Source organism: Curtobacterium sp. CFBP9011 (assembly GCF_034045095.1).
Lineage (GTDB): Bacteria > Actinomycetota > Actinomycetes > Actinomycetales > Microbacteriaceae > Curtobacterium.
The window spans coordinates 548855-574889 of sequence record NZ_JAXCWN010000001.1; the positions used below are offsets into that span (position 1 = coordinate 548855).

Consider the following 26035-nt stretch of genomic DNA (forward strand, 5'->3'; position numbering starts at 1 on the left):
CTTCCCGTCGAAGGAGCAAACATGTCCAGCGCAAAGGCAGTGACCGACGCCACGTTCGAGGCCGAAGTCCTCAAGTCCGACAAGACGATCCTCGTCGACTTCTGGGCTGAGTGGTGCGGCCCGTGTCGCGCCGTCTCGCCGATCCTCGACCAGATCGCCGCGGAGCACGCCGACAAGATCGAGATCGTCAAGCTCAACGTCGACGACAACCCCCAGTCGGCCATGAACTACCAGATCACGTCGATCCCGGCGATGAAGGTGTTCAAGGGCGGCGAGGTCGTCAAGACCGTCATCGGCGCCAAGCCGAAGCCGGCCCTCGAGGCCGACCTCGCGGACTTCCTCGCGTAGGGATCCGCCACACAGACGCGGACGCCCCGCCCTCCATTCCATCGGAGGGCGGGGCGTCCGTCTGTCTGGAGGCCCGCCCACCGTCCGCCGCCCTGCTGACGCTGGATGGGCCTCCCGGCCGGCAACAGGCCACGGATCGCCGATCGGCCTGTGACGCGGAACGACGGATGCCCGGCTGCATGTCGTACTGTGGCGAGAACGACCGAGTGGAGGAAACTCGATGACGAACGGCAACAGTCTCGACCCCTGGTACGACTCCTACGCCCAGCGCACCGCCGGGCTGAGCGCCTCCGAGGTCCGAGCTCTGTTCGCCGTCGCGTCGAGGCCCGAGGTGGTCTCGCTCGCCGGCGGCATGCCCTTCGTCTCCGCGCTGCCGCGTGAGCTCGTGACCGGCTCACTCGACCGAGTGATGGCCGAGGACGCCGCGATGGCGCTGCAGTACGGCGGCGGACAAGGCCTGCGGTCCCTCCGCGAGCACATCGTCAACGTGATGTCCCTCGAGGGCATCCGCGCCAGCGCCGAGGACGTCGTGGTGACCACCGGGTCGCAGCACGCCCTGGACCTCGTCACACGCCTGTTCATCGACCCGGGCGACGTCGTCCTGGCCGAGTCCCCGTCGTACGTCGGCGCCATCGGTGTGTTCCGCTCGTACCAGGCCGAGACGGTCCACGTGGCGACCGACGAGCTCGGTCTGGTCCCGGAGGCCCTGCGCGAGACGATCGCCCGTCTTCGGGCCGCTGGCAAGCGGATGAAGTTCCTCTACACGATCCCGAACTTCCACAACCCCGCCGGCGTCACGATGAGCCGGGAGCGCCGCATCGAGGTGCTCGACATCTGCCGCTCGAACAACATCCTGGTGCTCGAGGACAACCCCTACGGACTGCTCTGGTTCGACGAGCCGGCGCCGCAGGCGATCCGCTCGATCGACGACGAAGGCGTGGTCTACCTCGGCTCGTTCTCGAAGACCCTCGCGCCCGGGTTCCGCGTCGGGTGGGCCCTCGCGCCGCACGCCATCCGCGAGAAGCTCGTGCTCGCCAACGAATCCGCCGTCCTCGCCCCGAACTCATTCGGGCAGTACGTGGTGAACGCGTACCTCGACGCCGCGGACTGGAAGGGTCAGGTCGACACCTTCCGCGGCATCTACGCCGAGCGCCGGGACGCCATGCTCTCGGCACTGGGGGAGTTCCTGCCCGACCTCAGCTGGACGGTCCCGAACGGTGGGTTCTTCATCTGGCTGACCCTTCCGGAGTCGCTCGACTCGAAGGGCATGCTGCCCCGGGCCGTCAAGGAGCTCGTCGCCTACACCCCGGGCACCGCCTTCTTCGCCGACGGCCGCGGCGCCGGCAACATCCGCCTGTCGTTCTGCTACCCCACGCCGGAGCAGATCCGCGTCGGCGTGAAGCGGCTGGCATCGGTCGTGAACGACGAGCTTGAACTGGTCGAAACCTTCGGGTCCGCCAGCCGGTCGAGCACGTCGGTGAGCACGTCGTCGGTCAGCTCACCGCAGCCGAACATGCCCTGATCAGGCTTTTCCCCCGTTTGACCCCGTCCGTAGAGGATCCCGCCCATGGCTGAGTTCGCCCGCCGTCACGTCGTCGTCGTCGCCGGGGGGATCTCCCACGAACGGGACATCTCGTTGCGCTCCGGTCGTCGAGTCGCGGACTCGTTGACCGGGTACGGGTGGCAGGTCGACCTCCGCGACGCCGACGCCTCCCTGTTGCCCGCACTCGCGGCGGACCGACCGGACGTCGTCTGGCCGGCCCTGCACGGCGCCTCCGGCGAAGACGGCGCGCTTCGCGGCATCCTGGAGGCCCTCGACATCCCGTACGTCGGCTCACGCTCGACATCCGCTCGCCTGGCATGGGACAAGCCCACAGCCTCTGCGCTCGTGTCCCGCGCGGGCGTCCGGACGCCGCGCTCGATCACGCTGTCGCACGACGTCTTCCGCGAACTCGGGGCCGTCGGGGTCCTGCAGGCCATCGCCTCCGAGCACCCGGTGCCGCTCGCGGTGAAGCCGGCCCGGGGTGGCAGCGCGCAGGGCGTCACCCTCGTCGAGAACGTCGAGGACCTGCCGCGGGCGATGGTCGCGGCCTACACGTACTGCGAGGACGCGGTCGTCGAGCAGTTGATCCGCGGGACGGAGATCGCCGTGGGGATCATCGACACCGGGGACGGGCCACTGGCACTGTCGCCGGTGGAGATCGTGCCGCGCAACGGGTTCTACGGGTACGAGGCGCGGTACAACGCGGGGGAGACGACCTTCTTCACCCCCGCGCGGCTGAGCGAGGAGCAGTCACAGGCTGCCTCCGCCGCTGCCATCCTGGCGCACCGTGCCCTCGGGCTGCGCCATGTGTCTCGCGTGGACATCATCATCGACGGTGCAGGGACGCCGTGGTTCCTCGAGGCGAACGTGCTGCCGGGGCTCACCGAGACGTCGCTCGTGCCGCAGGCGCTGTCCGCGTCGGGCTTCGACCTCGGGTGGACCTACGCCGAGCTGGCGGAGCAGGCGATCCGGGACCACTCGGCCTGAGGTCGGTAGCCAGTCGGGTCCCTCTGCTTCCGGAGGGTGGTGCGCTCCTGGTGGACTCCGTGGATTGTTCCACGTGGAACATCGCTGCTGGATCGCTACCCGGCGCTGGACGGGCCTCCCGGTGGGATCCTGAGCGTGTGGCAGACGCCGAATGGACCTTCACGACGACGATCCGGGGCTCGTTCTTCAGAGCCGTCAACCCTGCCTTCCGCGAGCTCGCCCTCGCCGGATCACGTTCAGCCGGCCGCTACTCGCGGGCACACGAGCCAACGCCTCACTTGAGTTCGTCGATCGCCGGGGTCAACGCTGCGATGATCGCGCACCGAGGGGCGCGAGCAGAGCGGCTCGACGTCGTCCGGGTGGAGGTCGAGGCGCAGGGGATCATCGATCTGCGCGACACCGAGGTACTGCGAGCGATCGGCATCGACGTCGCTGACGCGGTCGCTCCGTGGCAGGACGATGTCGCTGCCGGTCGGTCACCGCGTTCGTGGGCTGTACGGAACCGCGCCCTCGAGGTCGGCGCCGCGGGTCTCATCGATCCGTCCCGACGGGACCCGGGCCAGTGGCATCTCGTGCTCTTCCGGTGGAACGACGGTGACGCGCTGTCAGTGCGGCTGGGTGACTCCGACACAGTCGAAGCTCGGTGATGCCGCGAGGGCTGCACACGCACTCACCAGATCCGTCAGTTCGGGTAGCGATGCAGCGCGGCACGGCGCCGGTACCGGTCGCCTGATCGTCGCGCCGCCGCTCCAGCACCTGGACACGCAGCCGCAACCACTCAGCAAGTAGTCCGCTCGGGAACTCCGCATCTCGGGGCCTGAGGGCCAGGGAGCTCATCGACTGGGGGAGCGGGGCACTCGGTGACTCGGTGACTCGGTGAATCGGGCAACCGGGCAACCGGGCAACCGGGCAACCGGGCTACCCAGAGACCGGGCAACCGGGCAACCGGGCAACCGGGCAACCGGGTAAGTGGGGCGTCGGACGACGGGGGAACCGGGGAACCGGGAACCGGGAACCGGACGATCGGGTGGCCGGGGACTTGGGCTGCCGTGCGTAGGGGTAGTCGGGCAATCGGCGCTCAGGGCGCCGGACTCAGGGCTCAGGGCTCTCGTACACGGGCAACCGGACCGGGCAGACCTCCACGCGGAAACGCGGACATGCGGGAAATGGGAACGGTGGAACGCGGGGTCGTGGAAACGCGGCCACGGGGCCATGCGGGAAGGCGGGCACGCGGGTACGCGGGTACGCGGAAACGCGGAAACGCGGAAACGCGGAAACGCGGGCACGCGGGAACGAGGGCACGCGGGTACGCGGGATCCCGGGCACGCGGGATCGCGGGCACCCGGGATCGCGGCCCTTCAGCGAGCACAACGCTGTGGGACGCTGTTGATTGATCCCGCGAGCCCCTGAGCATTCGGTCACTCTGCCGCCGGACCACGAGCCCACGTACCCGACCGCACCAGCGCACCAGCGCACCAGCGCACCAGCGCAGGATCACAGGCTCCCGGCGTGAACCATCACCGCCACTTGCGCGCCGCCGCATCGTCACCGGACAGCCGGAAGCCGATAGGCAAGATCACGCGAACGGTCTCCCTCAGGACGGCACCGCGGGAGGTGATGGGTCCCTTGTGGTTTCACGTGGAACATCGTCAAGCAGACCCGGCAACCCGGAGAAAGCCAGAGACGGTCGAGCCACAGAGGACCCTGACGATGCGAGCTTCCTGGCACCGTCCGCCGCGACAGAGCCTCCCATCAGCGAATCGATGGCGTCACCACCAAGCCTGTCCTCCCAAGGCCTGGCAAGCACTGACCTAGCCCAGTGGAAGACAGTTCTCTCCCCACGGTGAGCGCGGCGCCCGGCTGCGATACGACCGCTACCTCCCGCGATCGAGTCGATGTTCCACGTGGAACATCGCCGACTGTCCGTCTGAGCACCTCTGCTCCGGGAAGCGATTCAGCGACACTGCCGGCGACAGAGCGGCAAGGAGGCGAACCGGGCCGCCGATTGCATCCCGCCGAACGCCGAAGACCTGCGAGCACAGCGATTCGGACGCCCAACCGTCAAGACAGCGCCGGACGCTCAGCCCTCGGACCGGAGGAGAGCGGGTGGGCCCTCGCCCGGACAACCGACCGGGGCCCGGGCACCGCTTCTGATACCCCCTGAGGCCCCCGGGAGCTAAAGGGTGGCATCTGTGCCCATCTGCGCGATCTCGGGCGCTCAGACGGGCGCACAGCGCTCGTACCGAACCATTCTCAGCCAGCGACGTCCTGGATGCCGAGTTCTCCGAGGATCCGGGACAGATCGTCGGGGTTGGCGAAGTCGATCGTGACCGAACCCTTCCGGGCACCGACCGCTATCTTCACCCGCGTGTTCAGCCGGTCGCCGAGACGTTCGGCCATGTCGTTGAAGTGGACCTGGCGCTTCGACGGCGCCGCCGGAGTCTTTGCTGGCGTCTTCGTGGAAAGCTGTTGCGCGATCGCCTCGGCAGCGCGAACGGAGAGGTCCTCGTTGACGATCTTCTCCGCCAGGTACTCCATCGCCTCGGCGTCCGGGGCAGCGAGGATCGCGCGAGCATGCCCTGCAGAGAGGACACCCGCGGCGACGCGGCGCTGCACGGGAGAGGGCAGTCGCAGCAGTCGGATGGTGTTCGTGATCTGCGGACGCGACCGACCGATCCGCTGCCCGAGCTGCTCCTGGGTGATGCCGAAGTCGGCGAGGAGCTGCTGATACGCCGACGCCTCTTCCAGCGGGTTCAGCTGGGCGCGGTGCAGGTTCTCCAGGAGCGCGTCCCGGAGCATCGCGTCGTCAGGAGTCTCCTTCACGATCGCCGGGATCGTCGCGAGCCCGAGCTCCTTCGTGGCGCGGAGTCGTCGCTCACCCATGATGAGCTCGTACTGCGGCGCAGTCCCGGCAGCACCAACGATCGGTCGCACCACGATCGGCTGCAGCAGACCGATCTCACGGATGGAGTGCACGAGCTCCTGCAGCTCTTCCTCGCGGAACTCCTTCCGCGGCTGCTGGGCGTTCGGCACGATGTCGAGCGGGTTGAGGTTCGCAAGCCGTGCACCCGGAACGGCCAGCAGCTCTTCTGCCGTGCCGCCACCGGTCGCCTCCGACGCCGAGGTCCCACCCGACGGGAAGAAGACGTCGACGGGCCGCTCCTGCTGCTCGTTCGTGGTGGGGATCAGCGCGCCGATGCCACGCCCGAGTCCGGTCCGCTTGGGTGCCATCAGGCCTTTGCTCCTCGTTCTGCGATCTCGGCCGCGGCCTCCAGGTAGGAGAGCGAGCCGGTGGAGTTGACGTCGTACGACACCACACTCTGCCCGTAGCTGGGCGCTTCACTGACCCGGACTGACCTCGGGATCATCGCCTGCAGCACCTGGTCGCCGAAGTGGGTACGGACCTCGTTGGCGACTTGGTTCGCCAGGTTCGTCCGCCCGTCGTACATGGTCAGCAGGATCGTCGACACAGCCAGGTGCGGGTTGAGGTGCCGCTCGATGAGCTCGATGTTCCGGAGCAGCTGGCTGAGACCCTCGAGCGCGTAGTACTCGCACTGGATCGGGATGAGGACTTCCTTGGCCGCGACGAAGGCGTTGATCGTCAGCAGGCCGAGGGACGGCGGGCAGTCGATGAAGACGTAGTGGAACGGTTCCTCGACGGAAGCGAGGTACTCGTCCAGCGCGGTGCGGAGACGCTGCTCGCGGGCCACGAGCGACACCAGCTCGATCTCGGCGCCTGCCAGGTGGATGGTCGCCGGCACGCACCAGAGCGTCTCGGATTCGGGGGACCGCTGCACGGTGTCCGCCATCGGGGCCTCGTCGACGATGACGTCGTAGATGCTGGCGACCTCCGCCTGGTGGTCGATGCCGAGTGCAGTGGACGCATTGCCCTGCGGATCGAGGTCGATCACCAGCACGCGCGCCCCACCATGCGCCAGGGCAGCGGCGAGGTTCACGGTGGTGGTCGTCTTGCCGACGCCACCCTTCTGGTTCGACACCGTGAAGACTCGGGTCTTCTCCGGCAACGGGAACTGCTGCGTCGCGATCGCGCGCCGGCGTCGATTGAGGTCGGCGATCTCGCGCGCGAGGGGTGTCGACGCGTCGTAGTCAGTGGACGAACTCAACGAGTGCCTCTTCCCCGGTCTGTGTTTCACGTGGAACATCGGGCGGTCGGCACGGCCGTCGCCCCTCGACGCGCTCCGTTGTGCAGCCGTGCGAACACGCTACGACGGAACCCGATCAGACCGGATCGGTGGCGTCAGTCAACTGTAGCCCGGAAGACGCGCGTGGTCTCCTCGACCACTCCGACTCCGAGCTCGAGGACCTCGACGTCTTCCAGACGATTACGGAGGATGACCTTGCGCGCGGCTGCGACCTCGTCGTCGACGCGCGCACCCTTCATGAGGATGAGCTGCCCACCGGACCGGACGAGGGGCACCGTCAGCGGTATGAGTTTCGAGAGCGCACTCACTGCACGCGCGGTCACCTGGTCGAGCACGAGTGCGTCTGCAGCGTCCTCCGCGCGGGCTCGAAGGACCGTGACGTTTTCGAGCTCGAGGCGGTCAGCCTCGGCACGGAGCCAGTCGGTCCGACGCTCCATCGGCTCGATCAGCGTCATGGAGACGTCCGGTCGCGCGATCGCCAAGACCAGGCCCGGCAGGCCAGCTCCGGACCCGACGTCACCGACAGAAGCTCCGGCGTGGAGCAGCGGTGCCACGAGCGCAGAGTTGAGGATGTGTCGGGTCCACAACCGCGGGAGCTCGAGTGGGCCGATCAGCCCGAGCTCCTCCCCGCGGCGGGCGAGCTCGTTGGCGAACGAGCGGGCTCCGTCGATCTCGTCACCGAAGAGCGACGCGGCGACGGCCGGCTCGGCCTCCAGGACAGGAGGCTCCGAACCGGCCGTGACGTGGGCGTCCGTCATCGCGTGATGACGGTGTGACGGTCGCGACCCTCACCCTCGGACTCCGAGTGGAAGCCCTTCTCGGCGACCAGGTCGTGCACGAGCTTGCGCTCGTAGGACGACATCGGGGGCAGTGCTGCCGTCGTCGAACCGGCTTCGATGCGTTCGACGGCGGTGTCGACCAACCGCTGCAGTTCCGTCGCACGGGCGTCGCGGGATCCACCGATGTCCAGGATGAGTCGGCTGAACTCTCCGGTCTCGGCCTGCACCGCGATGCGAGTCAGCTCCTGGAGGGCCGTGACCGTGTCCGGCTTCGCGAGCACGCGCAGGGCGGCTCCGTCGTCCGTGACGGTCAGGTAGACGCGTCCGGCGCGCTCCTCGATCTCGATGTCTCCGTCGAGGTCGCAGATGTCGAGCAGCTCTTCGACGTAATCGGCAGCGATGTCCGCTTCGTCGCGGCTCTCGTCGTCACCGTCCACGTCATCGCCGTCGACGTCGACCGTCGCGTCGGTGGGGGCGAGGTGCTGCTCGTCGTCCGTCGTGTCGACGACCGCAGCGGTGTCCTGCTCGCTCACTTGGTCTTCCCGTTCTTCTTGGCGCGCGACTTGCCGACCGGCTGCTGGCGCTGGTTGTTCACACGTGCTTCGACCTCGGCCATGGAGGCACCGGTCCCGGCGTCGGTGAGGACACCGGTCGTCGCGGGGGTTCCGCGGCGCTGGGCCTTCTTGGCGAGACGGACCTCACGAGCGAGGGCTGCCTCGGAGCCCGGCGTCGGCATGCTGCGGATGACGAAGTACTGCTGCGCCATCGTCCAGAGGTTGGAGGCCAGCCAGTAGAACATGACGCCGAGGGGGAACGACAGACCCGAGATCACGAAGACCAGGGGAAGCACGTACAGCATCATCTTCTGCTGGCGGTACATCGGAGACTCCTTGGTCTCCGGCGACATGTTCTTGGCGACGAGCTGCAGCTGGGTGATGAACTGCGAGGCGGTCATCACGACGATCATGATGCCCGCGATGATGCGGACTTCCCAGCCGGACGCGTTCGTGAACGTCTCGTGCAGGGGGGCTCCGAAGAGCGATGCGTTGCCGAACGACTTGGCGAGGTCGCCGGTGAGCAGGCCGATGCCCGTCTTGTTGATCTGCGCCTCGTGCAGCACCGAGTACAGCGAGAAGAAGATCGGCATCTGGATGAGCAGCGGCAGGCAGGAGCTCAGCGGGTTCGTCCCGGTCTCCTTGTACAGCGCCATGGTCTCGCGGGACATGGCCTCGCGCGAGAACTGGTCCTTCTTGCCCTTGTACTTGTCCTGGATCTTCTTCAGCTGGGGCGCGACCTCCAGCATCCGTCGCTGCGACTTGATCTGTCGCACGAAGATGGGGATCAGCGCGGCCCGGACCACGAAGGTCAGGAAGATGATCGACAGCACCCACGTGATACCCGCAGAGGGGTCCATCCCGAGGTTCTCGAAGACCCAGTGGAAGCCGACCAGGATCGCGGACACCACCCATTTGAGTGGCCAGAGGATCGTACCGATGAGGTCCATGGGGACGGTCACGCCTTTCGAGTGCGCTGGGGGAGCAGCACCGGACGGACCGTGCCGGCCGAGGTCTGCTGTTGCTGCGGGATCGGCGCGAGGACGAACCCGAACCGACTGACGGTGAAGGGGCGGCGACGTTCCCTGACGTCGTCGATCCCGCCGGCTGCCCACGGGTTGCACCGAGCGATGCGCCAAGCGCCCATCGCCGATCCGCGGACCACGCCGTACTGCTGGATCGCCTCGAGCGCGTAGCGCGAGCACGAGGGGTGGTACCGACAGACGTTGCCGTAGAGCGGTGAGATCACCGCACGGTAGGCCCGGAGCACCACGACGCACGCGTTGCGTGGGAGCAACGCGACGACCCAGAGGAACCGGTTCATGCTGCCTTCTCCACACCGCGCGCGAAGGAGCGCGTGATGTCTTCGAGCAGGGTAGGCCATGGGGCCTGCGCGGCGGCTGGCAGTGCACGCACCACCACGTCGTACCCGAGCGGCGCGCTCGGGAGGACTCCGTGCGCGATCGCCTTCAGACGGCGACGCACGAGGTTGCGTGTCACCGCGTTCCCGACGGTCTTCGCCACGATGAACCCGAACCTGGTGGGACCAGGATCGTCATCGAGGCGACGGACCACCGACACGACGGCGTGTGCCGTGGCGCTTCTGCGACCACGACGCACGACCATCCGGTAGTCGTCGCCTCGGACGATGCGGTTGGCTCGGGCCAACACGACGAGGACCCCCGCGGATCAGGCGGAAAGCTCGGTGCGCCCCTTGCCGCGGCGTGCGGCGAGGATGGCGCGGCCGGCGCGGGTGCGCATGCGGGCACGGAAACCGTGCTTCTTGGCGCGGCGGCGGTTGTTCGGCTGGAAGGTGCGCTTGCTCATGATGATCTCCACACGGCTGCTCGCGGCGAGCCGTCACGTATGCGTTGGTTGACACGGAAGGCGCGACCGAACGGCCGCAGTCAACTGGACAACGGTACGTGACGAGGGCTGCCAGGTCAAACACCCCTGGTCCCGCGCGGCCGTGGTGACCACGGCCTCCCGATTCTCCACACTGGGGAGAACTTCCGTTGGGTACCACGCGCTCCAGTCCTTTACAGTTGTGTCACCGCACCGCCGGAAGCCCGGTAGTACGGGGGAGTACCGCCTCGACCACGGTCCGCGCGGCCGTGGAGCAGACTGTGGACAACCCTGTGGGAAGCTCGACGGGGAACGGCGCCCAGAACACCGTGCCGATCGCCTCCGGCCATCCAGGAGGCGCGGGTCGGCCCCGGCGTGGCTCGTACCGAACCCGGACCTTCTGCGCCCGCAGAGTGACGCACCCGAGCAGTGAGACCAGGAGACGAGCACGCCATGACGATGCCGGCCGACCCCGTCCAGGAGCTCTGGTCGTCAGTGCTCGGGATCCTCGCCGACGACGACCGGATCACGCCGCAGCTGCACGGGTTCCTGAACCTCGTCGAGCCGAAGGGCGTCCTCGCCGGGACGCTCTACCTCGAGGTCCCGAACGACCTGACCCGCGGCATGCTCGAGCAGCGCATCCGGGTGCCCATCACCGAGGCCGTTGCGCGCATCGGGGACGACTCGGTCGCCAACTTCGCGATCACCGTGAACCCCGACATGGCCTCCGAGCCGCGGGTCGACGCCGTCGCCATGCCCTCCTACGCCGAGCCGGTGCAGGAGCACGTGCCGCAGACCGCCGCTCCGCGTCAGTACATCGAGGCGCCGTTCGTCCCGAGCCCGGTGGACTCGCCCGGCACGGGCGGCCGTCCGGAATCCCGGCTCAACCCGAAGTACAACTTCGACAACTTCGTCATCGGCGCCTCCAACCGGTTCGCCCACGCGGCGGCGGTCGCGGTGGCCGAAGCGCCGGCGAAGGCCTACAACCCGCTCTTCATCTACGGCGACTCGGGCCTCGGCAAGACGCACCTGCTGCACGCCATCGGGCACTACGCCGAGAGCCTCTACCCGGGGATCCGCGTCCGCTACGTGTCGAGTGAGGAGTTCACGAACGACTTCATCAACTCGATCGCGAACAACCGGTCGAACCAGTTCCAGCAGCGGTACCGCGACATCGACATCCTGCTGATCGACGACATCCAGTTCCTGCAGGGCAAGGACTCCACGCAGGAGGCCTTCTTCCACACGTTCAACACGCTGCACGACCACAACAAGCAGGTCGTCATCACCTCGGACGTCGCGCCGAAGCACCTCACCGGGTTCGAGGACCGGATGCGCAGCCGCTTCGAGTGGGGTCTCATCACGGACGTCCAAGCGCCCGATCTCGAGACGCGCATCGCGATCCTCCGCAAGAAGGCGCAGTCCGACCACCTGCAGGTGCCGGACGACATCATGGAGTTCATCGCGTCCAAGGTGTCCAGCAACATCCGCGAGCTCGAGGGCACCCTGATCCGGGTGACCGCGTTCGCGAGCCTCAACCGGACGGCCGTCGACATGGCGCTGGTGCAGACGGTCCTCAAGGACCTGATCACGCTGGACGAGGACAACGTCATCGCGCCGACGGACATCATCAACCACACCGCGGAGTACTTCAAGCTCTCGGTCGACGACCTCTACGGCTCGTCCCGGTCGCAGGCGATCGCCACGGCTCGCCAGATCGCGATGTACCTGTGCCGGGAGCTCACGAGCCTGTCGCTGCCGAAGATCGGTCAGCTGTTCGGCAACCGCGACCACACGACCGTGATGTACGCCAACAAGAAGATCGCGGAGCTCATGAAGGAGCGTCGCTCGATCTACAACCAGGTCACCGAACTGACCAGCCGGATCAAGCAGGACCGTCGGTACCGGTAGCGCGCACCAGCCCGCCACCCCCCGTCCAGGAGGCCCGTCCCACACTCGGGATCGGCCTCCTTCTGCGTGCGTCCACCATCTGAGACGGTTCCATGCGGCGAATTCCCCACAGTGTGGAAAGCCTGTGGATAACTGTGGAGGACACGCCGCCCGCTTGTACACAGCTGGAGGGGTGCCTGTGGAAACTGGGGAGAGAAGTGGATAGATGAACTTTGCTCATCCAGAGGTCGCTCACACGCCACCAACAAGTCACACGGTTGTAGTTCCCAGTCGGGAAGCGGCATCCCCAGAGTTGTCCACAGTGTGCACAGGCGTTAAGACCATTACTCCTCTCTTCTCTCTCCTTCTCCCTGGGCCAACCTCTGGGGACGGCGAATGACACGGATCGGTGGTCTGCCGCCGCTGTGCCACAATGGGGGCCGCCGGGCAGTCAACCGATCGACAGGGGTCCACGCCGTGAAGTTCGAGGTCAACCGGGACGTCTTCTCCGAAGCCGTCTCCTTCGCGGTGAAGCTCCTCCCTCAGCGAACGACCCTGCCGATCCTGTCCGGTGTGTTGATCCACGCCGACGGCGATCGTCTGACGCTGTCGTCGTTCGACTACGAGGTCTCGGCGCAGACATCGATCGCCGCGCAGATCGACGACCCGGGCACGGTGCTCGTCTCCGGCCGGCTCCTCAACGACATCGCGAGCCGACTGCCGAACGCCCCGGTGAGCTTCTCGACCGAAGACTCCCGCATCACGGTCACCTGCGGCTCGGCGCACTTCACGCTGCTGTCGATGCCCGTCGAGGAGTACCCGACCCTCCCCGAGATCGGTCCGCAGACCGGCGTCATCCCGGGCGACTCGTTCTCCGAAGCCGTCTCGCAGGTGGCCGTCGCCGCCAGCCGTGACGACGTCACCCCGGTCATCACCGGCGTCCAGCTCGAGGTCGGCGAGCACGACGTCTCGCTCATCGCCACGGACCGCTACCGCGTCGCCGTGCGCACGATCCAGTGGGACTCGGGCCGTGCCGGCGACGAGGGCGACGCAGCCACGACCCTCCACGCCCTCGTCCCGGCCCGCACCCTGCAGGAAGTCGGCCGCACCTTCGGGTCGGCCACGACCGTCTCGGTCTCGATCAGCGGCGGCTCGGACCGCGAGCTCATCGCGTTCCACGCCGACGACAAGACCGTGACGTCGCTGCTCATCAAGGGCAACTACCCGCCGGTCCGACGGCTCTTCCCCGAGGCGGTCCAGGACCACGCGGTGATCAACACCGCGGAACTGGTCGAAGCCGTCCGACGGGTCTCCCTCGTCCTGGAGCGCGAAGCAGCCCTCCGGTTCTCCTTCACGGTCGACGGGCTCACGCTCGAGGCGATCGGTTCCGAACAAGCGCAGGCGTCAGAGTCGATCGATGCGTTGCTGACCGGTGAGGAAACGGTTGTCTCCCTGAAACCGGCCTTCCTCCTGGACGGGTTGAATGCAGTGCACTCCGAGTTCGTCCGGATCTCCTTCACCAAGACGGAGAACCCGAACAAGCCGGGCCCGGTGTTGATCACCGGACAGTCCTCGCGAGAGGAACTGGCCACGGACGGATACCGGTACCTGCTGCAGCCCAACCTGCTGCTGCGCTGAGCGCAACAGACATCCAGCGCTGGCGGGTGGAAACCAGCACCAGCGCGACATCGACGAAGAAGAGGAAATCATGCAGATCGGTCTTGTCGGCCTCGGGAAGATGGGCAACAACATGCGTGCGCGTCTGCGCAACGCAGGGATCGACGTCGTCGGGTACGACGCCAACCCCGCCGTCTCGGACGTCCCCGACCTCGGCGCACTCGCCAAGGCCCTCACCGGCCCGCGTCTGGTCTGGGTCATGGTCCCGCACGGGAAGATCACCGACGACGTCATCACCGACCTCGCCGAGGTCCTCGAGCCGGGCGACCTGGTCATCGACGGCGGCAACTCGAAGTGGCTCGACGACGAGATCCACGCCAAGCAGCTGGACGCCAAGGGCATCCGCTACATGGACGTCGGTGTCTCGGGTGGTGTCTGGGGCAAGGACAACGGCTACGGCATGATGGCCGGCGGCGATGCGGCCGACGTCGAGCGCGCCATGCCCGTCTTCGACGCACTCCGTCCCGAGGGCCCGCGCGAAGAGGGCTTCTCGCACGCCGGCGGCATCGGTGCCGGCCACTACGCGAAGATGGTCCACAACGGCATCGAGTACGCGATCATGCAGGCGTACGGCGAGGGCTACGAGCTCCTCGAGGCCAAGGACATCATCACGGACGTCCCCGCCGTCTTCGCCGGATGGCAGCGCGGCACCGTCGTGCGCTCCTGGCTGCTCGACCTCCTCGTCCTCGCGATCAACGAGGACCCGAAGCTCGACGCGCTCGAGGGCTACGTGGACGACTCCGGCGAGGGTCGGTGGACCCTCGAAGAGGGCATCGAGCTCGCGGTGCCGATGCCGGCGCTCTCCGCCGCCATGTTCGCGCGCTTCGTCTCGCGTCAGGGCAGCGCGTCCCCGACGATGAAGGCCGTCGCCGCACTCCGCAACCAGTTCGGCGGCCACGCCGTCAAGAAGGCGTAGTCGGTCGAGGTAACCCCCTCGACCCGTCTCGGCCCGCGTGCACGTCGACCATCTCCAGCTCTCCGACTTCCGGAACTACCGGGAGGCGGACGTCGACTTCGCACGCGGGCCGAACCTGTTCGTCGGCCGCAACGGCCAGGGCAAGACCAACCTCGTCGAGTCCATCGCGTACCTCTCGACCCTCGGGTCGCACCGGGTGCCGACCGACGCCGCCCTCGTCCGGCAGGGTTGCGACTCCGCGATCGTCCGCGCCCGACTGGCGCATGAAGACCGGAGCATCCTCGCCGAGGTGCAGATCAACCGGACCGGCTCGAACCGCGCGCAGGTGAACCGCTCGGCGATCAAGCCCCGCGAGCTCCCGCGCTACTGCACGAGCGTCCTCTTCGCGCCGGAGGACCTCGCCCTCGTCCGCGGTGAACCGTCCGGTCGCCGTCGGATGATCGACGAGCTCCTGGTCCAGATCGCGCCGCGGATGCAGGGCGTCCTGGCCGACTACGACCGGACGCTCCGGCAGCGGAACACCCTGCTGAAGTCGGCGCGGGCGACCGGTGCGAAGGCGGGGGCGCTCTCGACGCTCGACGTCTGGGACGACCGGCTCGTCGAGTTCGGTGCCGAGATCATCGCGGCCCGCGACCACCTCACCCGGCGTCTCGCCCCGTTCGTGACCGAGTCGTACGCGACCGTCGCGGGCGAGCGGCACCAGGCGTCGATCGCCGGCGTGCTCAGTGTCCGGGGTGCCGACCCCGAGGACGCGGCCGCGACCGACCCGGTGCTCGGTACCCCGGAGGAGCCGGTCTCGATCGCGTCCGCGGCCGAGGCGTTCCGCGGTGCCCTCGAGCGTCGTCGACGCGATGAGCTCGACCGTGGCCTGACCCTGACCGGCCCGCACCGCGACGACGTCCTCTTCGAGCTCAACGGGTTACCGGCCCGGGGGTACGCCAGTCACGGCGAGTCCTGGTCCTTCGCGCTCGCGGTGCAGCTGGCATCGGCGACGATCCTCCGCGCAGAGTCGGCGCTCGGCGACCCGATCATCATCCTCGACGACGTGTTCGCCGAACTCGACGAATCCCGCCGGGAACGCCTGGCGGGAGCGGTCGCGGACTACGAGCAGGTCCTCATCACCGCGGCGGTGCACGGCGACGTCCCGGGCCAGCTCGCCGCCCACACCGTGCGGATCGAAGCCGGCACGATCGTGACCGACGAGACGGACGCTGACCGGGCCTCCCGTCCGGACCCGACCCCGGCGGCGTCCTGATGCCCGCGCCCCGGAAGCCCGCCGAACCGTCGCGGGTCTACCAGCACTTCAAGGCCGTCTTCGGCGACCCGTCGAAGCGCGGCCTCGACGCGCGCCGACGCCGAGCCGCCGGCCAGGACCCGGACTCGGTGCCGTACGGCAAGGGCCGCGAGCCCACCGGACTCGGCGACGTGATGGGCGCGCTCACCGCCGAACTCGGCTGGACCGAGCCGCTGGCACGCTCCGAACTGTTCGTGGACTGGCCGAGCGTGGTCGGCGACGAGCTCGCGAAGCACTCCACCCCGGTGACGATCGAGGACGGCGCCCTGGTCATCCGGTGCGACTCGACGGCCTGGGCGACGCAGCTGCGACTCATGCGCGGGACGGTCACGACGACCATCGCCCAGCGGTACCCGGCGGCGGGCGTCGAGTCGATCCGGGTTTCCGGACCCGACGCCCCCACATGGAAACGCGGCCTCAGGTCGGTCCAGGGGCGCGGCCCTCGCGATACCTACGGTTGACCAGACGAAATCATCCATCCGTCTGAGATTCGTCGCTCTGTGGGGCGTACGGCCCCCGGACCCGGGCCTCGCTGCGGTAGACTGGGGAGTGCAGTGTGCGGGCGTTCCGCGCGCAGGCAGGAGCACTCCCGACATGACACCTGAATCTGACGACGACCAGCGAGACCCGCAGAGTGACGAGGCCCAGCCGCAGGAGCAGGCCCCGCAGAGCGAACCATCGTACGGCGCAGACCAGATCCAGGTGCTCGAGGGCCTCGAGGCCGTCCGCAAGCGCCCGGGCATGTACATCGGGTCAACGGGCCCACGTGGTCTCCACCACCTGGTGCAGGAGATCGTCGACAACTCCGTCGACGAAGCCCTGGCCGGGTACTGCGACACCATCGACGTCACCATCCGTGAAGACGGCGGCGTCCGTGTCATCGACAACGGCCGTGGCATCCCCGTCGACATCCACCCCAACGAGGGCATCTCGACGGTCGAGCTCGTCCTGACCGTCCTGCACGCCGGCGGCAAGTTCGGCGGCGGCGGGTACGCGGTCTCCGGTGGTCTGCACGGTGTCGGTTCCTCCGTCGTGAACGCGCTCTCGAGCGAGCTCGACGTCGAGGTCCGTCGTCAGGGACACGTCTGGCGCCAGAGCTACACCGACGGTGTCCCGGTGTCGCCGCTGTCCCAGGACGAAGCGTCCGACGAGACCGGCACCACGATCACCTTCTGGCCGAACGCCGAGATCTTCGAGTCGGTCGAGTTCGACTACGAGACGCTGCGCACCCGCTTCCAGCAGATGGCCTTCCTCAACAAGGGCCTGCGCATCACCCTCGTCGACGAGCGCACCCCGGCCGAGGGCGAAGAGGCCCGCAAGGACTCCTTCCGCTACGAGCGTGGTCTCGCCGACTACGTCGAGTACCTCAACGCCCAGAAGAAGGCCGACCTGGTCCACCCGGACGTCATCGGCTTCGAGTCCGAGGACCCGGAGCGCAAGATCGCGCTCGAGGTCGCGATGCAGTGGAACACCTCCTACCAGGAGAGCGTCCACACCTTCGCGAACACGATCAACACGCACGAGGGTGGTACCCACGAAGAGGGCTTCCGTTCCGCGCTGACGTACCTGGTGAACAAGTACGCCCGCGAAGCGAAGATCATCAAGGAGAAGGACGACAACCTCACGGGTGACGACATCCGCGAAGGGCTCACCGCCGTCATCTCCATCAAGCTCGGCGAACCGCAGTTCGAGGGCCAGACGAAGACCAAGCTCGGCAACACCGAGGCCAAGGGCTTCGTGCAGCGCGTCGTCGGTGCCGAGCTCACGCACTGGTTCGAGAGCAACCCGACGCAGGCGCGCGACGTCGTGCGCAAGGCGATCCAGGCCTCCCAGGCGCGCCTCGCCGCCCGCAAGGCGCGCGAGACCACGCGGCGCAAGGGCCTGCTCGAGTCGGGCGGCATGCCCGGCAAGCTGAAGGACTGCCAGTCGAAGGACCCGACCCTGTCGGAGATCTTCATGGTGGAGGGCGACTCCGCCGGTGGTTCCGCCGTGCAGGGCCGCAACCCGATGACGCAGGCGATCCTGCCGTTGCGCGGCAAGATCCTGAACGTCGAGAAGGCCCGGCTCGACCGCGCGCTCGCCAACCAGGAGATCCAGTCGATGATCACGGCGTTCGGCGCCGGCATCGGTGAGGACTTCGACCCGGACAAGGCCCGGTACCACAAGATCGTGCTGATGGCCGATGCCGACGTCGACGGCCAGCACATCACCACGCTGCTGCTCACGCTGCTGTTCCGCTACATGCGTCCGCTGATCGAGCGCGGCTACGTGTACCTCGCGCAGCCGCCGCTGTACCGCCTGAAGTGGACGAACGCGGCCGACCAGTACGTGTTCAGCGACCGGGAGCGCGACGCCATGCTGCAGGCCGGCATCGCCGCGGGCAAGCGCATCCCCAAGGACAACGGGATCCAGCGCTACAAGGGCCTCGGCGAGATGGACTACAAGGAGCTGTGGGACACCACGATGAACCCGGACACCCGGACGCTCCTGCAGGTCACGCTCGAGGACGCCGCCGCGGTGGACAGCGTGTTCGCCACGCTCATGGGTGAGGACGTCGACGCCCGTCGCCAGTTCATCCAGCAGAACGCGAAGGACGTCCGCTTCTTGGACATCTAGGCCGGGAGGCGCGGCGTGAGCCGCGTCGACCCGACCCGACCCCTCGTGGTCGCGCCCGGCGCGACCAACGGACGACGAGCCTCCAGGCTGTCAAGGAAGGCAACGCAAGCACATGGCTGACGACAACGAGAACGGCGCCGACGAGCCCGAGATCGTGCACGGCGACAGCGGGGACATCGTCGTCTCCGGTGACCGCATCTCGCAGGTCGACCTGCAGCTCGAGATGCAGCGCTCGTACCTCGACTACGCGATGTCCGTCATCGTCGGTCGTGCCCTGCCGGAGGTCCGCGACGGCCTCAAGCCGGTGCACCGCCGCGTGATCTACGCGATGTACGACGGTGGCTACCGTCCGGACCGGGCCTTCTCGAAGTGCTCGCGTGTGGTCGGCGACGTGATGGGGCAGTTCCACCCGCACGGTGACAGCGCGATCTACGACGCCCTGGTGCGCCTCGTGCAGCCGTGGTCGCTGCGGTACCCGCTCGCGCTCGGCCAGGGCAACTTCGGTTCGCCCGGCAACGACGGCGCCGCGGCCCCGCGGTACACCGAGACCAAGATGGCCCCGCTCGCCCTCGAGATGGTGCGGGACATCGAGGAAGAGACCGTCGACTTCCAGGACAACTACGACGGTCGCACCCAGGAGCCGTCGATCCTGCCGGCCCGGTTCCCGAACCTGCTCGTCAACGGCTCCGTCGGCATCGCGGTCGGCATGGCCACGAACATCCCGCCGCACAACCTCCGCGAGGTCGCTTCCGGTGCGGTCTGGGCGCTCGAGCACCCCGACGCCACGCGTGAAGAGCTGCTCGAAGCGCTGATGCAGCGCATCAAGGGCCCGGACTTCCCGACCGGCGCGCAGATCCTCGGCACCCGCGGGATCGTCGACGCCTACCGGACCGGTCGCGGGTCGATCACGATGCGCGCCGTCGTCAGCGTCGAGGAGATCCAGGGCCGCACCTGCCTGGTCGTCACGGAGCTGCCGTACCAGGTCAACCCGGACAACCTGGCGATCAAGATCGCCGAGCTCGTCAAGGACGGCCGTCTCGCCGGCGTCGCCGACATCCGCGATGAGACCTCGGGTCGTACCGGGCAGCGCCTGGTCATCGTGCTGAAGCGTGACGCGGTCGCCAAGGTCGTGCTCAACAACCTGTACAAGCACACCCAGCTGCAGGAGAACTTCGGCGCGAACATGCTCGCGATCGTCGACGGGGTGCCCCGCACCCTGGCGCTCGACGGGTTCATCAGCGCGTGGGTCGACCACCAGGTCGAGGTCATCGTCCGCCGCACCCAGTTCCGTCTGCGCGAGGCCGAGAAGCGTGCGCACATCCTGCGCGGCTACCTGGCCGCGCTCGACGCCCTCGACGAGGTCATCGCGCTCATCCGCCGGTCGCCCGACGTCGAGGAGGCCCGCAACGGCTTGATGGAGCTGCTCTCCGTCGACGAGATTCAGGCACGCGCGATCCTCGAACTCCAGCTGCGTCGTCTGGCCGCCCTCGAGCGCCAGAAGATCCACGAGGAGGCCGAGGCCCTCGAGCTGAAGATCGCCGACTTCGAGGACATCCTCGCCCGACCGGAGCGCCAGCGCACGATCATCATCGACGAGCTCACCGAGATCGTCGACCGCTTCGGGGACGACCGTCGCACCGAGATCATGCTCGGCTTCGACGGCGACATGAGCATGGAAGACCTCATCCCCGAGGAAGAGGTCGTCGTCACCATCACCCGCGGTGGGTACGTCAAGCGCACCCGCAGCGACCAGTACCGCTCGCAGCACCGCGGCGGACGTGGTGTCCGTGGCGCCCAGCTCCGCGCGGACGACGTCGTCGACCACTTCTTCGTGACGACGACGCACCACTGGCTGCTGTTCCTCACCGACCAGGGCCGCGTCTACCGGGCCAAGGCGTACGAGCTGCAGGAAGCCGGGCGTGACGCCAAGGGCCAGCACTCGGCGAACCTCCTGGCCATGCAGCCGGACGAGAAGATCCAGCAGGTCCTCGACATCCGCGACTACGAGGCGGCGCAGTACCTGGTGCTCGCCACCGAGCAGGGTCTCGTGAAGAAGACGGCGCTCACCGAGTACGACACCAACCGCACCGGCGGCATCATCGCGATCAACCTCCGCGAGGGAGACAAGCTCCGGTCCGCACTGCTCGTCGACGAGCACGACGACCTGCTCCTGGTGTCGCGCCACGGCATGTCGCTGCGCTTCACCGCGACGAACGACACGCTCCGCCCGATGGGTCGCTCGACCTCCGGCGTGAAGGGCATGTCCTTCCGCGGGGACGACTCGCTGCTGTCGGCATCGGTCGTCTCGGACGACGGCTTCGTCTGGGTGATGACCGAGGGCGGCTACGCCAAGCGCACCTCGGTCGACCAGTACCGCATCCAGGGCCGTGGTGGTCTCGGCATCAAGGTGGCCCGTCTGGCCGCCGATCGAGGCGACCTGGTCGGTGCCCTGATCGTCGGTGAGGACGACGAGGTGCTCGTCGTGCTGCAATCGGGCAAGGTGGTAAGGTCTGCCGTGGCCGAGGTCCCAGCCAAGGGCCGGGACACGATGGGGGTCGTCTTCGCGAGGTTCGCGGAGAACGACCGGATCATCGCTGTGGCCCGCAACAGTGAGCGGAACCTGGACGACCAGGAGGACGCCGAGATCGAGCCTGCAGGCCCGGTCGAGACCGTCAGCCCGGACGAAGCGGTCGCCGACGCCGCCGACGCAGAGCTCGTGGAGGAAGTCTCCACCGACGCACTGCCCACCGACGCCGCGCCTGTCGAGGCCGGAGAGGACGAGTCAAGCAATGAGTAGTGTCGCCGAGAAGCTCCAGCGGAAGGCGAAGCGGCCCGTCGGGACTCGTCAGGTCCGACTCCGCCTGGTCTACGTCGACTTCTGGTCGATGGTGAAGCTGTCCTTCCTCATCGCCCTGGCCGGCTCGATCGTGATCGTCGTCGCCACGGCGCTGGTGTGGGTCATCCTCAACCAGACCGGTGTGTTCGACCAGATCGACAGCCTGTTGAAGGACGTCACCGGTCAGAACAGTTACTCGATCATGGACCAGTTCTCGCTGGGCCAGGTCCTCGGGTTCTCGATCGTCGTCGGCATCCTCAACGTCGTCGTCGGGACCGTGCTCGGCGCCATCGTCAGCGTCCTGTACAACCTCAGCGTGCGGATCACGGGCGGCGTGCTCGTGGGCTTCACCAACAACTGACCCGGTCCGGGTGGGCCGACTCGCTCGATTTCGCTCCGGCGCGATCGTGGGGTAAGCTTTCATCCGGTCTGAGGGGCTATAGCTCAGGCGGTTAGAGCGCTTCGCTGATAACGAAGAGGTCCAAGGTTCAAGTCCTTGTAGCCCCACCACAATTCAACTCCCGCGTCGGAAGTCTCGGCGTTGCGGCCCGTTCGGTCGCTTCGGGGCCTTAGCTCAGTTGGTAGAGCGCTGCCTTTGCAAGGCAGATGTCAGGAGTTCGAATCTCCTAGGCTCCACTCGAGAAGCCCCTGGTTGCGACTGTGTCGCTGCCCAGGGGCTTCGTTCTGTGCCCATACGCGCCGCCGCCCCTGCGGCGCGGTCGTCGTGGCTGCGTGCGTCCGGTGGGTCAGGTCGCCCGCACTTCGCCGGTCTCGGTGGTCGGCGTGCTCCCCGTCCTGCCGACTCGCCGTGGGTCTGGCGTCGAGCGGTCACGAGTCGTCGGTTGGCGGGCCTCCAGGCGACGGTTTGTGACCGGTGGGCGGATCTCCTGCGGGGTGTCCTGACCGGTCGGGCGGCGCTTATCGCGGGGCGCTGAGGTCGCAGGACCTGCAGTGTGGCCTCGCCGAGGTCGCCTGATCTGCCGGGGCCGGCGACGTGCGGCGGCACGTTGTGCGACGTCGGCGGGTGGGAAGCGGCGTGTTGTGCGACCTCGCGGCGAGGGGCAAGGGGAGTGGGCGGGGTCCGGCGGGCGAAGGCACGCGCACCCCGGGGACGACGAAGGGCCCCGGCGCGGTGCCGGGGCCCTTCGAGCGAACCAGGAGATCAGGCGGCGGGCTTGCCCGCGTTGTCCGCGTCATCGGCGACCCAGAGGTCGTCGTCGGCACGGAGCGTCTGGTACGCGGCGTACGCAGCACCGGCGACTGCCACGACACCGACGATGATGAGGGCGACCCCACCGAAACCGATGCCCTTCTTCGGTGCGACGGCCGGAACGTACTTGCCGGCAGCCTTGCGCGCGGTCTTGCTGCGCTTCTGTGCTTCCTTCACGATCTTCTGCACGCGGGGGTCCTTCGCCAAGTCCCCGACGCTGAGCACGGAGCCAGCGGTGGAGATGAGGCCGGGAACGACCTCCGACTGGAACCGGTGCGAGGCGTTCTGTGCTGCCGAGGTCGCAGCGTGCACCCCGGTCGCGACCGCGGGACGAAGCCCGTTGTCGATCGCGTTCTGCACTCGGGGAGCGAAGTCCTTGCGCGCAGCATCTGCTGCGTGCTCACGGGCCTCGGTCAGGATGGCGTTCGCGTGCTCCAGGACCTTCCGCTGCTCACCGAGCAGTGAGGCGGTCTTGCCCTTGAGCTTCTTGATCTGCTTCCGGCGCTTGCGCGGGATCTCGATCGACATTCGGTACCTCCATGGCTCGACGTGACCCCATCCTGCCACCCGAGCGCCTGACAGGTCACAGAACCCCGGCTGTGGGTCCCGTGCACATCCAGCGGCACATGCGAGAATCGGGTCATGTCTCTGCACACCGCTGTCGCAACGATCCACACCAACAAGGGCGACATCCGCGTCAACCTGTTCGGCAACCACGCACCGAAGACCGTCCAGAACTTCGTCGGTCTCGCGACCGGCACCCAGGAGTGGACGCACCCCGGCACCGGCAAGGTGTCGACCGACAAGCTCTACGACGGTGTCGTCTTCCACCGCATCATCAAGGACTTCATGATCCAGGGCGGCGACCCGCTCGGCCAGGGCATCGGCGGCCCGGGCTACCGCTTCGACGACGAGATCTCCCCGGAGCTCACGTTCCAGAACCCGTACATCTTCGCCATGGCGAACGCCGGCCTGCAGGGTGGCCGTGGCACCAACGGCTCGCAGTTCTTCATCACCACGGTGGCGACTCCCTGGCTGCAAGGCAAGCACACCATCTTCGGTGAGGTCGCCGACGACGAGTCCCGTGCCGTCGTCGACGCGATCGAGGGCGTCCCGACCGACGGTCGCGACAAGCCGGTCGAGGACGTCGTCATCCAGAGCATCGACGTCGAGGACGTCTGAACCGAGTGACCGACTCCACCTCGGCTTCGTCCAACACCTGTTACCGGCACCCTGACCGGCAGAGCTTCGTGCTCTGCCAGCGCTGCGGGCGGACCATCTGCCCGGAGTGCCAGACGCCGGCAGCGGTCGGGGTGCACTGCCCCGAGTGCGTGCGTGAGCAGCGGGCGAAGTTCACCGAGAACCGTCGCGCTTCCGGTCCGAGCAGCCTGACGGTCGCTCGGCGCCGGTTCGCGATGCTCGACCAGAAGGGGACCGTCGTCCTCATCGCGGTCTCGGTCGCCATCTGGTTGCTCGACCGTCTGTCGGGTGGGTTCCTGAGCCAGTGGCTCGCGTACAACTCGGCCCTGCTGCCGACCCAGCCGTGGCGCATCGTCACCGTGCTGTTCGTGCACTCGGGCGTCTTCCACATCCTGTTCAACATGTGGGCGCTGTTCATCTTCGGACGGATGCTCGAGAACATGTTGGGGACGTGGCGGTTCCTGGCGCTCTACTTCATCTCGGGCATCGCCGGTTCGATGCTCGTGACGTTCCTGGCTCCGGGGACATGGGTCGTCGGCGCCTCGGGAGCGATCTTCGGGTTGTTCGCGGCGTTCTTCGTGCTGCAGCGCAGCCTCGGCAACAATGCCGTGCAGTTGCTCGTGATCATCGGGCTCAACCTGGTGATCGGGTTCCTGCCCGGCACGAACATCTCGTGGCAGGCCCACGTGGGCGGTGTGCTCGCCGGCTTCGTGACCGGGTTCGTGTTCTCGCGGACGCGCAACGTCCGGCAGCGCGGGTTGCAGATGACGCTGCTCGCCCTGGAGGCCGTGGTCGCCATCGCGCTCTGCTTCGTCGGGTACGCGGTCACCACCGGCTGACGCCTGGATACACCAGAACGCCCCGTCGCTCTCGCGACGGGGCGTTCTGTCGTTGGTGCGTGATGTTGATCCGTCTCGGGCTCCGATGCCGTGCCGAACGCCGAACGCCGAACGCCGAACGCCGAACGCCGAACGCCGAACGCCGATGCCGTGACGTGCCTGGCTGTGATGCCACGCCACGCCGTGCTGGGTGTGCCGTGATGCCGAGGCTCGCCGTCCCCTCCTGTGCCGTGCTGGGTGTGCCGAGGCTCGCCCTCCCCTCCCGTCCCGGGGCGGGTGTGCCGTGTGGTGCCGAGACCCGCGGTCCCGTCCTGTGTCGGGATGGGTGTGCCGTGTGGTGCCGAGACCCGCGGTCCCGTCCTGTGTCGGGATGGGTGTGCCGTGTGGTGCCGAGACCCGCGGTCCCCTCCTGTGTCGGGATGGGCGTGCCGCATCGTGCGAGACCCGCTGAGTCTCGCTGTACCGTCCCGTCCCGTCCCGGGCCGAGACTTGCCTCGGCGCGCCGTTCCGTCCCGTCTCGTTCCGTGCCGTGTTCCGGCGCCATGCGGGCTGGGCCGTGCCGTGGCGTGTGGTGCTGACACGCACCGAGTCGCGCCGTGCGGTGTTGCGGTGGCGTGCGGGTTGCGCGGTGGCGAGCTGAGCCGTGCAGGTTGCGACGGTGGGACGCGCCGTGCCCTGCAGCGGTGCGGCGCCGGCTGGGCGCGAGTGACGCTTGCCTAGAGCAGACCAGCGTTCGAATGGCGTCCCGACCACGACGAGATCCGGCAGGTCCCGTGCCCACCGCCTCGTTCTCCACACCCCTCCGCCGAGTTGTCCACAGCTGGGGATAGATCGGTGAGTTACACGCGTGTGATTATCCCCACTGTGGAGGAGCCTGTGGAGAACTCCGGGGCGGGGGTGGGGACAACCGTGTGGAGAACATACGGATCTGTGGAGAACGGGGTTGAGCCTCCCGACCGGGACGCCCTCGCGCCGGTTGCTTGTGGACAGAGCCGACCAGAGCTGGTGCTGGCGCGAACGACGACGCCCGCCGCACCGGAACCGGTGCGACGGGCGTCGAGGAAGCGTTCGAGCGGGTGGTCAGCGCCACCGCGTGGTCATGAGGAAGCCGACGAACATGATGCCGAAGCCGATCAGGATGTTCCAGGAGTTCAGCGACGGAACCGGGAGCGTGCCGCCGGAGACGTAGAAGACGATGACCCATGCGAGTCCGATCAGCATGAAGCCGAACATGACGGGCTTGAACCACACGGGGTTCGGCTGGTCCCCCGCGGTGTCGACCGAGTCGGCTCGGGTCGTCCGGGCGGGCTTGGTGCGGTCCTTGTCCATGGCCATGGC

24 protein-coding genes and 2 tRNA genes are annotated in these 26035 nt (G+C 67.9%); 16 read left to right on the top strand and 10 right to left on the bottom strand.

The window, feature by feature from the left end:
* The first annotated feature begins 21 nt into the window (after nucleotides 1–21).
* The 4 genes from trxA to SOM35_RS02590 all read left to right on the top strand — a co-directional run bounded on the left by trxA (nucleotide 22) and on the right by SOM35_RS02590 (nucleotide 3525).
* Entirely contained in the window at nucleotides 22–348 is a 327-nt protein-coding gene (trxA, locus tag SOM35_RS02575; protein WP_110902894.1) for a thioredoxin, read from the top strand.
* Nucleotides 349–568: 220 nt separating this feature from the next.
* A complete protein-coding gene (locus tag SOM35_RS02580; RefSeq protein ID WP_111075306.1) occupies nucleotides 569–1870 on the top strand; it encodes an aminotransferase-like domain-containing protein in 1302 nt (433 codons plus the stop codon).
* Nucleotides 1871–1915: 45 nt separating this feature from the next.
* The gene (locus SOM35_RS02585; RefSeq protein WP_221849353.1) at nucleotides 1916–2878 is read left to right on the top strand and encodes a D-alanine--D-alanine ligase family protein; all 963 of its coding nucleotides are present in this window, start codon (nucleotides 1916–1918) and stop codon (nucleotides 2876–2878) included.
* 137 nt (nucleotides 2879–3015) lie between these two features.
* A complete protein-coding gene (locus SOM35_RS02590; RefSeq protein WP_320514272.1) occupies nucleotides 3016–3525 on the top strand; it encodes an RES family NAD+ phosphorylase in 510 nt (169 codons plus the stop codon).
* Between the two features lie 1606 nt (nucleotides 3526–5131).
* Here the strand turns inward: SOM35_RS02590 and SOM35_RS02595 are convergent.
* The 8 genes from SOM35_RS02595 to rpmH form a co-directional block, all read right to left on the bottom strand.
* Nucleotides 5132–6109 carry a ParB/RepB/Spo0J family partition protein gene (locus SOM35_RS02595; RefSeq protein WP_320514273.1) on the bottom strand — a complete coding sequence of 326 codons (978 nt, stop codon included), beginning with the start codon at nucleotides 6107–6109 and terminating at the stop codon, nucleotides 5132–5134.
* Nucleotides 6109–7041 (bottom strand): ParA family protein, encoded by a 933-nt coding sequence (locus tag SOM35_RS02600; RefSeq protein WP_166780580.1) that lies wholly within the window; start codon nucleotides 7039–7041, stop codon nucleotides 6109–6111. The genes SOM35_RS02595 and SOM35_RS02600 overlap by 1 nt, the downstream gene beginning before the upstream one ends.
* A gap of 95 nt (nucleotides 7042–7136) precedes the next feature.
* On the bottom strand, nucleotides 7137–7799 hold the full coding sequence (rsmG, locus tag SOM35_RS02605; RefSeq protein ID WP_320514274.1) for a 16S rRNA (guanine(527)-N(7))-methyltransferase RsmG: 663 nt from the start codon (nucleotides 7797–7799) through the stop codon (nucleotides 7137–7139).
* Nucleotides 7796–8353: a Jag family protein gene (locus tag SOM35_RS02610; RefSeq protein WP_320514275.1), complete on the bottom strand. Its 558-nt coding sequence runs from the start codon at nucleotides 8351–8353 to the stop codon at nucleotides 7796–7798. Before SOM35_RS02610 ends, rsmG begins: the two co-directional genes overlap by 4 nt.
* Nucleotides 8350–9324 carry a membrane protein insertase YidC gene (gene yidC / locus SOM35_RS02615; protein WP_320514276.1) on the bottom strand — a complete coding sequence of 325 codons (975 nt, stop codon included), beginning with the start codon at nucleotides 9322–9324 and terminating at the stop codon, nucleotides 8350–8352. Before yidC ends, SOM35_RS02610 begins: the two co-directional genes overlap by 4 nt.
* 8 nt (nucleotides 9325–9332) lie before the next feature.
* Nucleotides 9333–9698 (bottom strand): membrane protein insertion efficiency factor YidD, encoded by a 366-nt coding sequence (gene yidD / locus SOM35_RS02620; RefSeq protein WP_253465848.1) that lies wholly within the window; start codon nucleotides 9696–9698, stop codon nucleotides 9333–9335.
* Nucleotides 9695–10045, bottom strand: a complete 351-nt coding sequence (gene rnpA, locus SOM35_RS02625) for a ribonuclease P protein component (protein ID WP_320514277.1) — start codon at nucleotides 10043–10045, stop codon at nucleotides 9695–9697. Before rnpA ends, yidD begins: the two co-directional genes overlap by 4 nt.
* Nucleotides 10046–10063: 18 nt before the next feature.
* Nucleotides 10064–10201, bottom strand: coding sequence for a 50S ribosomal protein L34 (rpmH, locus tag SOM35_RS02630; protein WP_043595303.1), 138 nt, complete (start codon nucleotides 10199–10201; stop codon nucleotides 10064–10066).
* Nucleotides 10202–10672: 471 nt separating this feature from the next.
* On the opposite strand from rpmH, the gene dnaA reads away from it, so the two are divergent.
* The 10 genes from dnaA (at nucleotide 10673) to SOM35_RS02680 (ending at nucleotide 22084) form a co-directional block, all read left to right on the top strand.
* Nucleotides 10673–12130: a chromosomal replication initiator protein DnaA gene (dnaA, locus tag SOM35_RS02635; protein ID WP_414648538.1), complete on the top strand. Its 1458-nt coding sequence runs from the start codon at nucleotides 10673–10675 to the stop codon at nucleotides 12128–12130.
* Nucleotides 12131–12586: 456 nt separating this feature from the next.
* Nucleotides 12587–13747: a DNA polymerase III subunit beta gene (gene dnaN / locus SOM35_RS02640; protein WP_320514278.1), complete on the top strand. Its 1161-nt coding sequence runs from the start codon at nucleotides 12587–12589 to the stop codon at nucleotides 13745–13747.
* A 70-nt stretch (nucleotides 13748–13817) separates the two neighbouring features.
* The gene (gnd, locus tag SOM35_RS02645; RefSeq protein WP_204610594.1) at nucleotides 13818–14702 is read left to right on the top strand and encodes a phosphogluconate dehydrogenase (NAD(+)-dependent, decarboxylating); all 885 of its coding nucleotides are present in this window, start codon (nucleotides 13818–13820) and stop codon (nucleotides 14700–14702) included.
* A gap of 37 nt (nucleotides 14703–14739) precedes the next feature.
* The gene (recF, locus tag SOM35_RS02650; RefSeq protein ID WP_290157083.1) at nucleotides 14740–15957 is read left to right on the top strand and encodes a DNA replication/repair protein RecF; all 1218 of its coding nucleotides are present in this window, start codon (nucleotides 14740–14742) and stop codon (nucleotides 15955–15957) included.
* Nucleotides 15957–16457: a DciA family protein gene (locus tag SOM35_RS02655; RefSeq protein ID WP_204610591.1), complete on the top strand. Its 501-nt coding sequence runs from the start codon at nucleotides 15957–15959 to the stop codon at nucleotides 16455–16457. Before recF ends, SOM35_RS02655 begins: the two co-directional genes overlap by 1 nt.
* Nucleotides 16458–16590: 133 nt before the next feature.
* The gene (gene gyrB, locus SOM35_RS02660; RefSeq protein WP_320514279.1) at nucleotides 16591–18612 is read left to right on the top strand and encodes a DNA topoisomerase (ATP-hydrolyzing) subunit B; all 2022 of its coding nucleotides are present in this window, start codon (nucleotides 16591–16593) and stop codon (nucleotides 18610–18612) included.
* A 112-nt stretch (nucleotides 18613–18724) separates the two neighbouring features.
* Nucleotides 18725–21409 (top strand): DNA gyrase subunit A, encoded by a 2685-nt coding sequence (gyrA, locus tag SOM35_RS02665; RefSeq protein ID WP_253465853.1) that lies wholly within the window; start codon nucleotides 18725–18727, stop codon nucleotides 21407–21409.
* Entirely contained in the window at nucleotides 21402–21809 is a 408-nt protein-coding gene (locus SOM35_RS02670) for a DUF3566 domain-containing protein (RefSeq protein ID WP_110902908.1), read from the top strand. Before gyrA ends, SOM35_RS02670 begins: the two co-directional genes overlap by 8 nt.
* Before the next feature lie 72 nt (nucleotides 21810–21881).
* A tRNA-Ile gene (locus SOM35_RS02675) sits at nucleotides 21882–21958 on the top strand.
* Between the two features lie 53 nt (nucleotides 21959–22011).
* Nucleotides 22012–22084 (top strand) — tRNA-Ala (locus tag SOM35_RS02680).
* A gap of 526 nt (nucleotides 22085–22610) precedes the next feature.
* On the opposite strand, the gene SOM35_RS02685 is transcribed toward SOM35_RS02680, so the two are convergent.
* A complete protein-coding gene (locus SOM35_RS02685; RefSeq protein ID WP_111075320.1) occupies nucleotides 22611–23186 on the bottom strand; it encodes a hypothetical protein in 576 nt (191 codons plus the stop codon).
* Nucleotides 23187–23300: 114 nt separating this feature from the next.
* Between SOM35_RS02685 and SOM35_RS02690 the strand changes: the two genes are divergently transcribed.
* Complete coding sequence (locus SOM35_RS02690; protein ID WP_111043631.1) at nucleotides 23301–23840, top strand: peptidylprolyl isomerase; 540 nt, start codon at nucleotides 23301–23303, stop codon at nucleotides 23838–23840.
* Between the two features lie 5 nt (nucleotides 23841–23845).
* Nucleotides 23846–24697: a rhomboid family intramembrane serine protease gene (locus SOM35_RS02695; RefSeq protein ID WP_221849361.1), complete on the top strand. Its 852-nt coding sequence runs from the start codon at nucleotides 23846–23848 to the stop codon at nucleotides 24695–24697.
* Nucleotides 24698–25777: 1080 nt separating this feature from the next.
* Here the strand turns inward: SOM35_RS02695 and SOM35_RS02700 are convergent.
* Entirely contained in the window at nucleotides 25778–26032 is a 255-nt protein-coding gene (locus SOM35_RS02700) for a cell division protein CrgA (protein WP_110902913.1), read from the bottom strand.
* Nucleotides 26033–26035 lie beyond the last annotated feature (3 nt).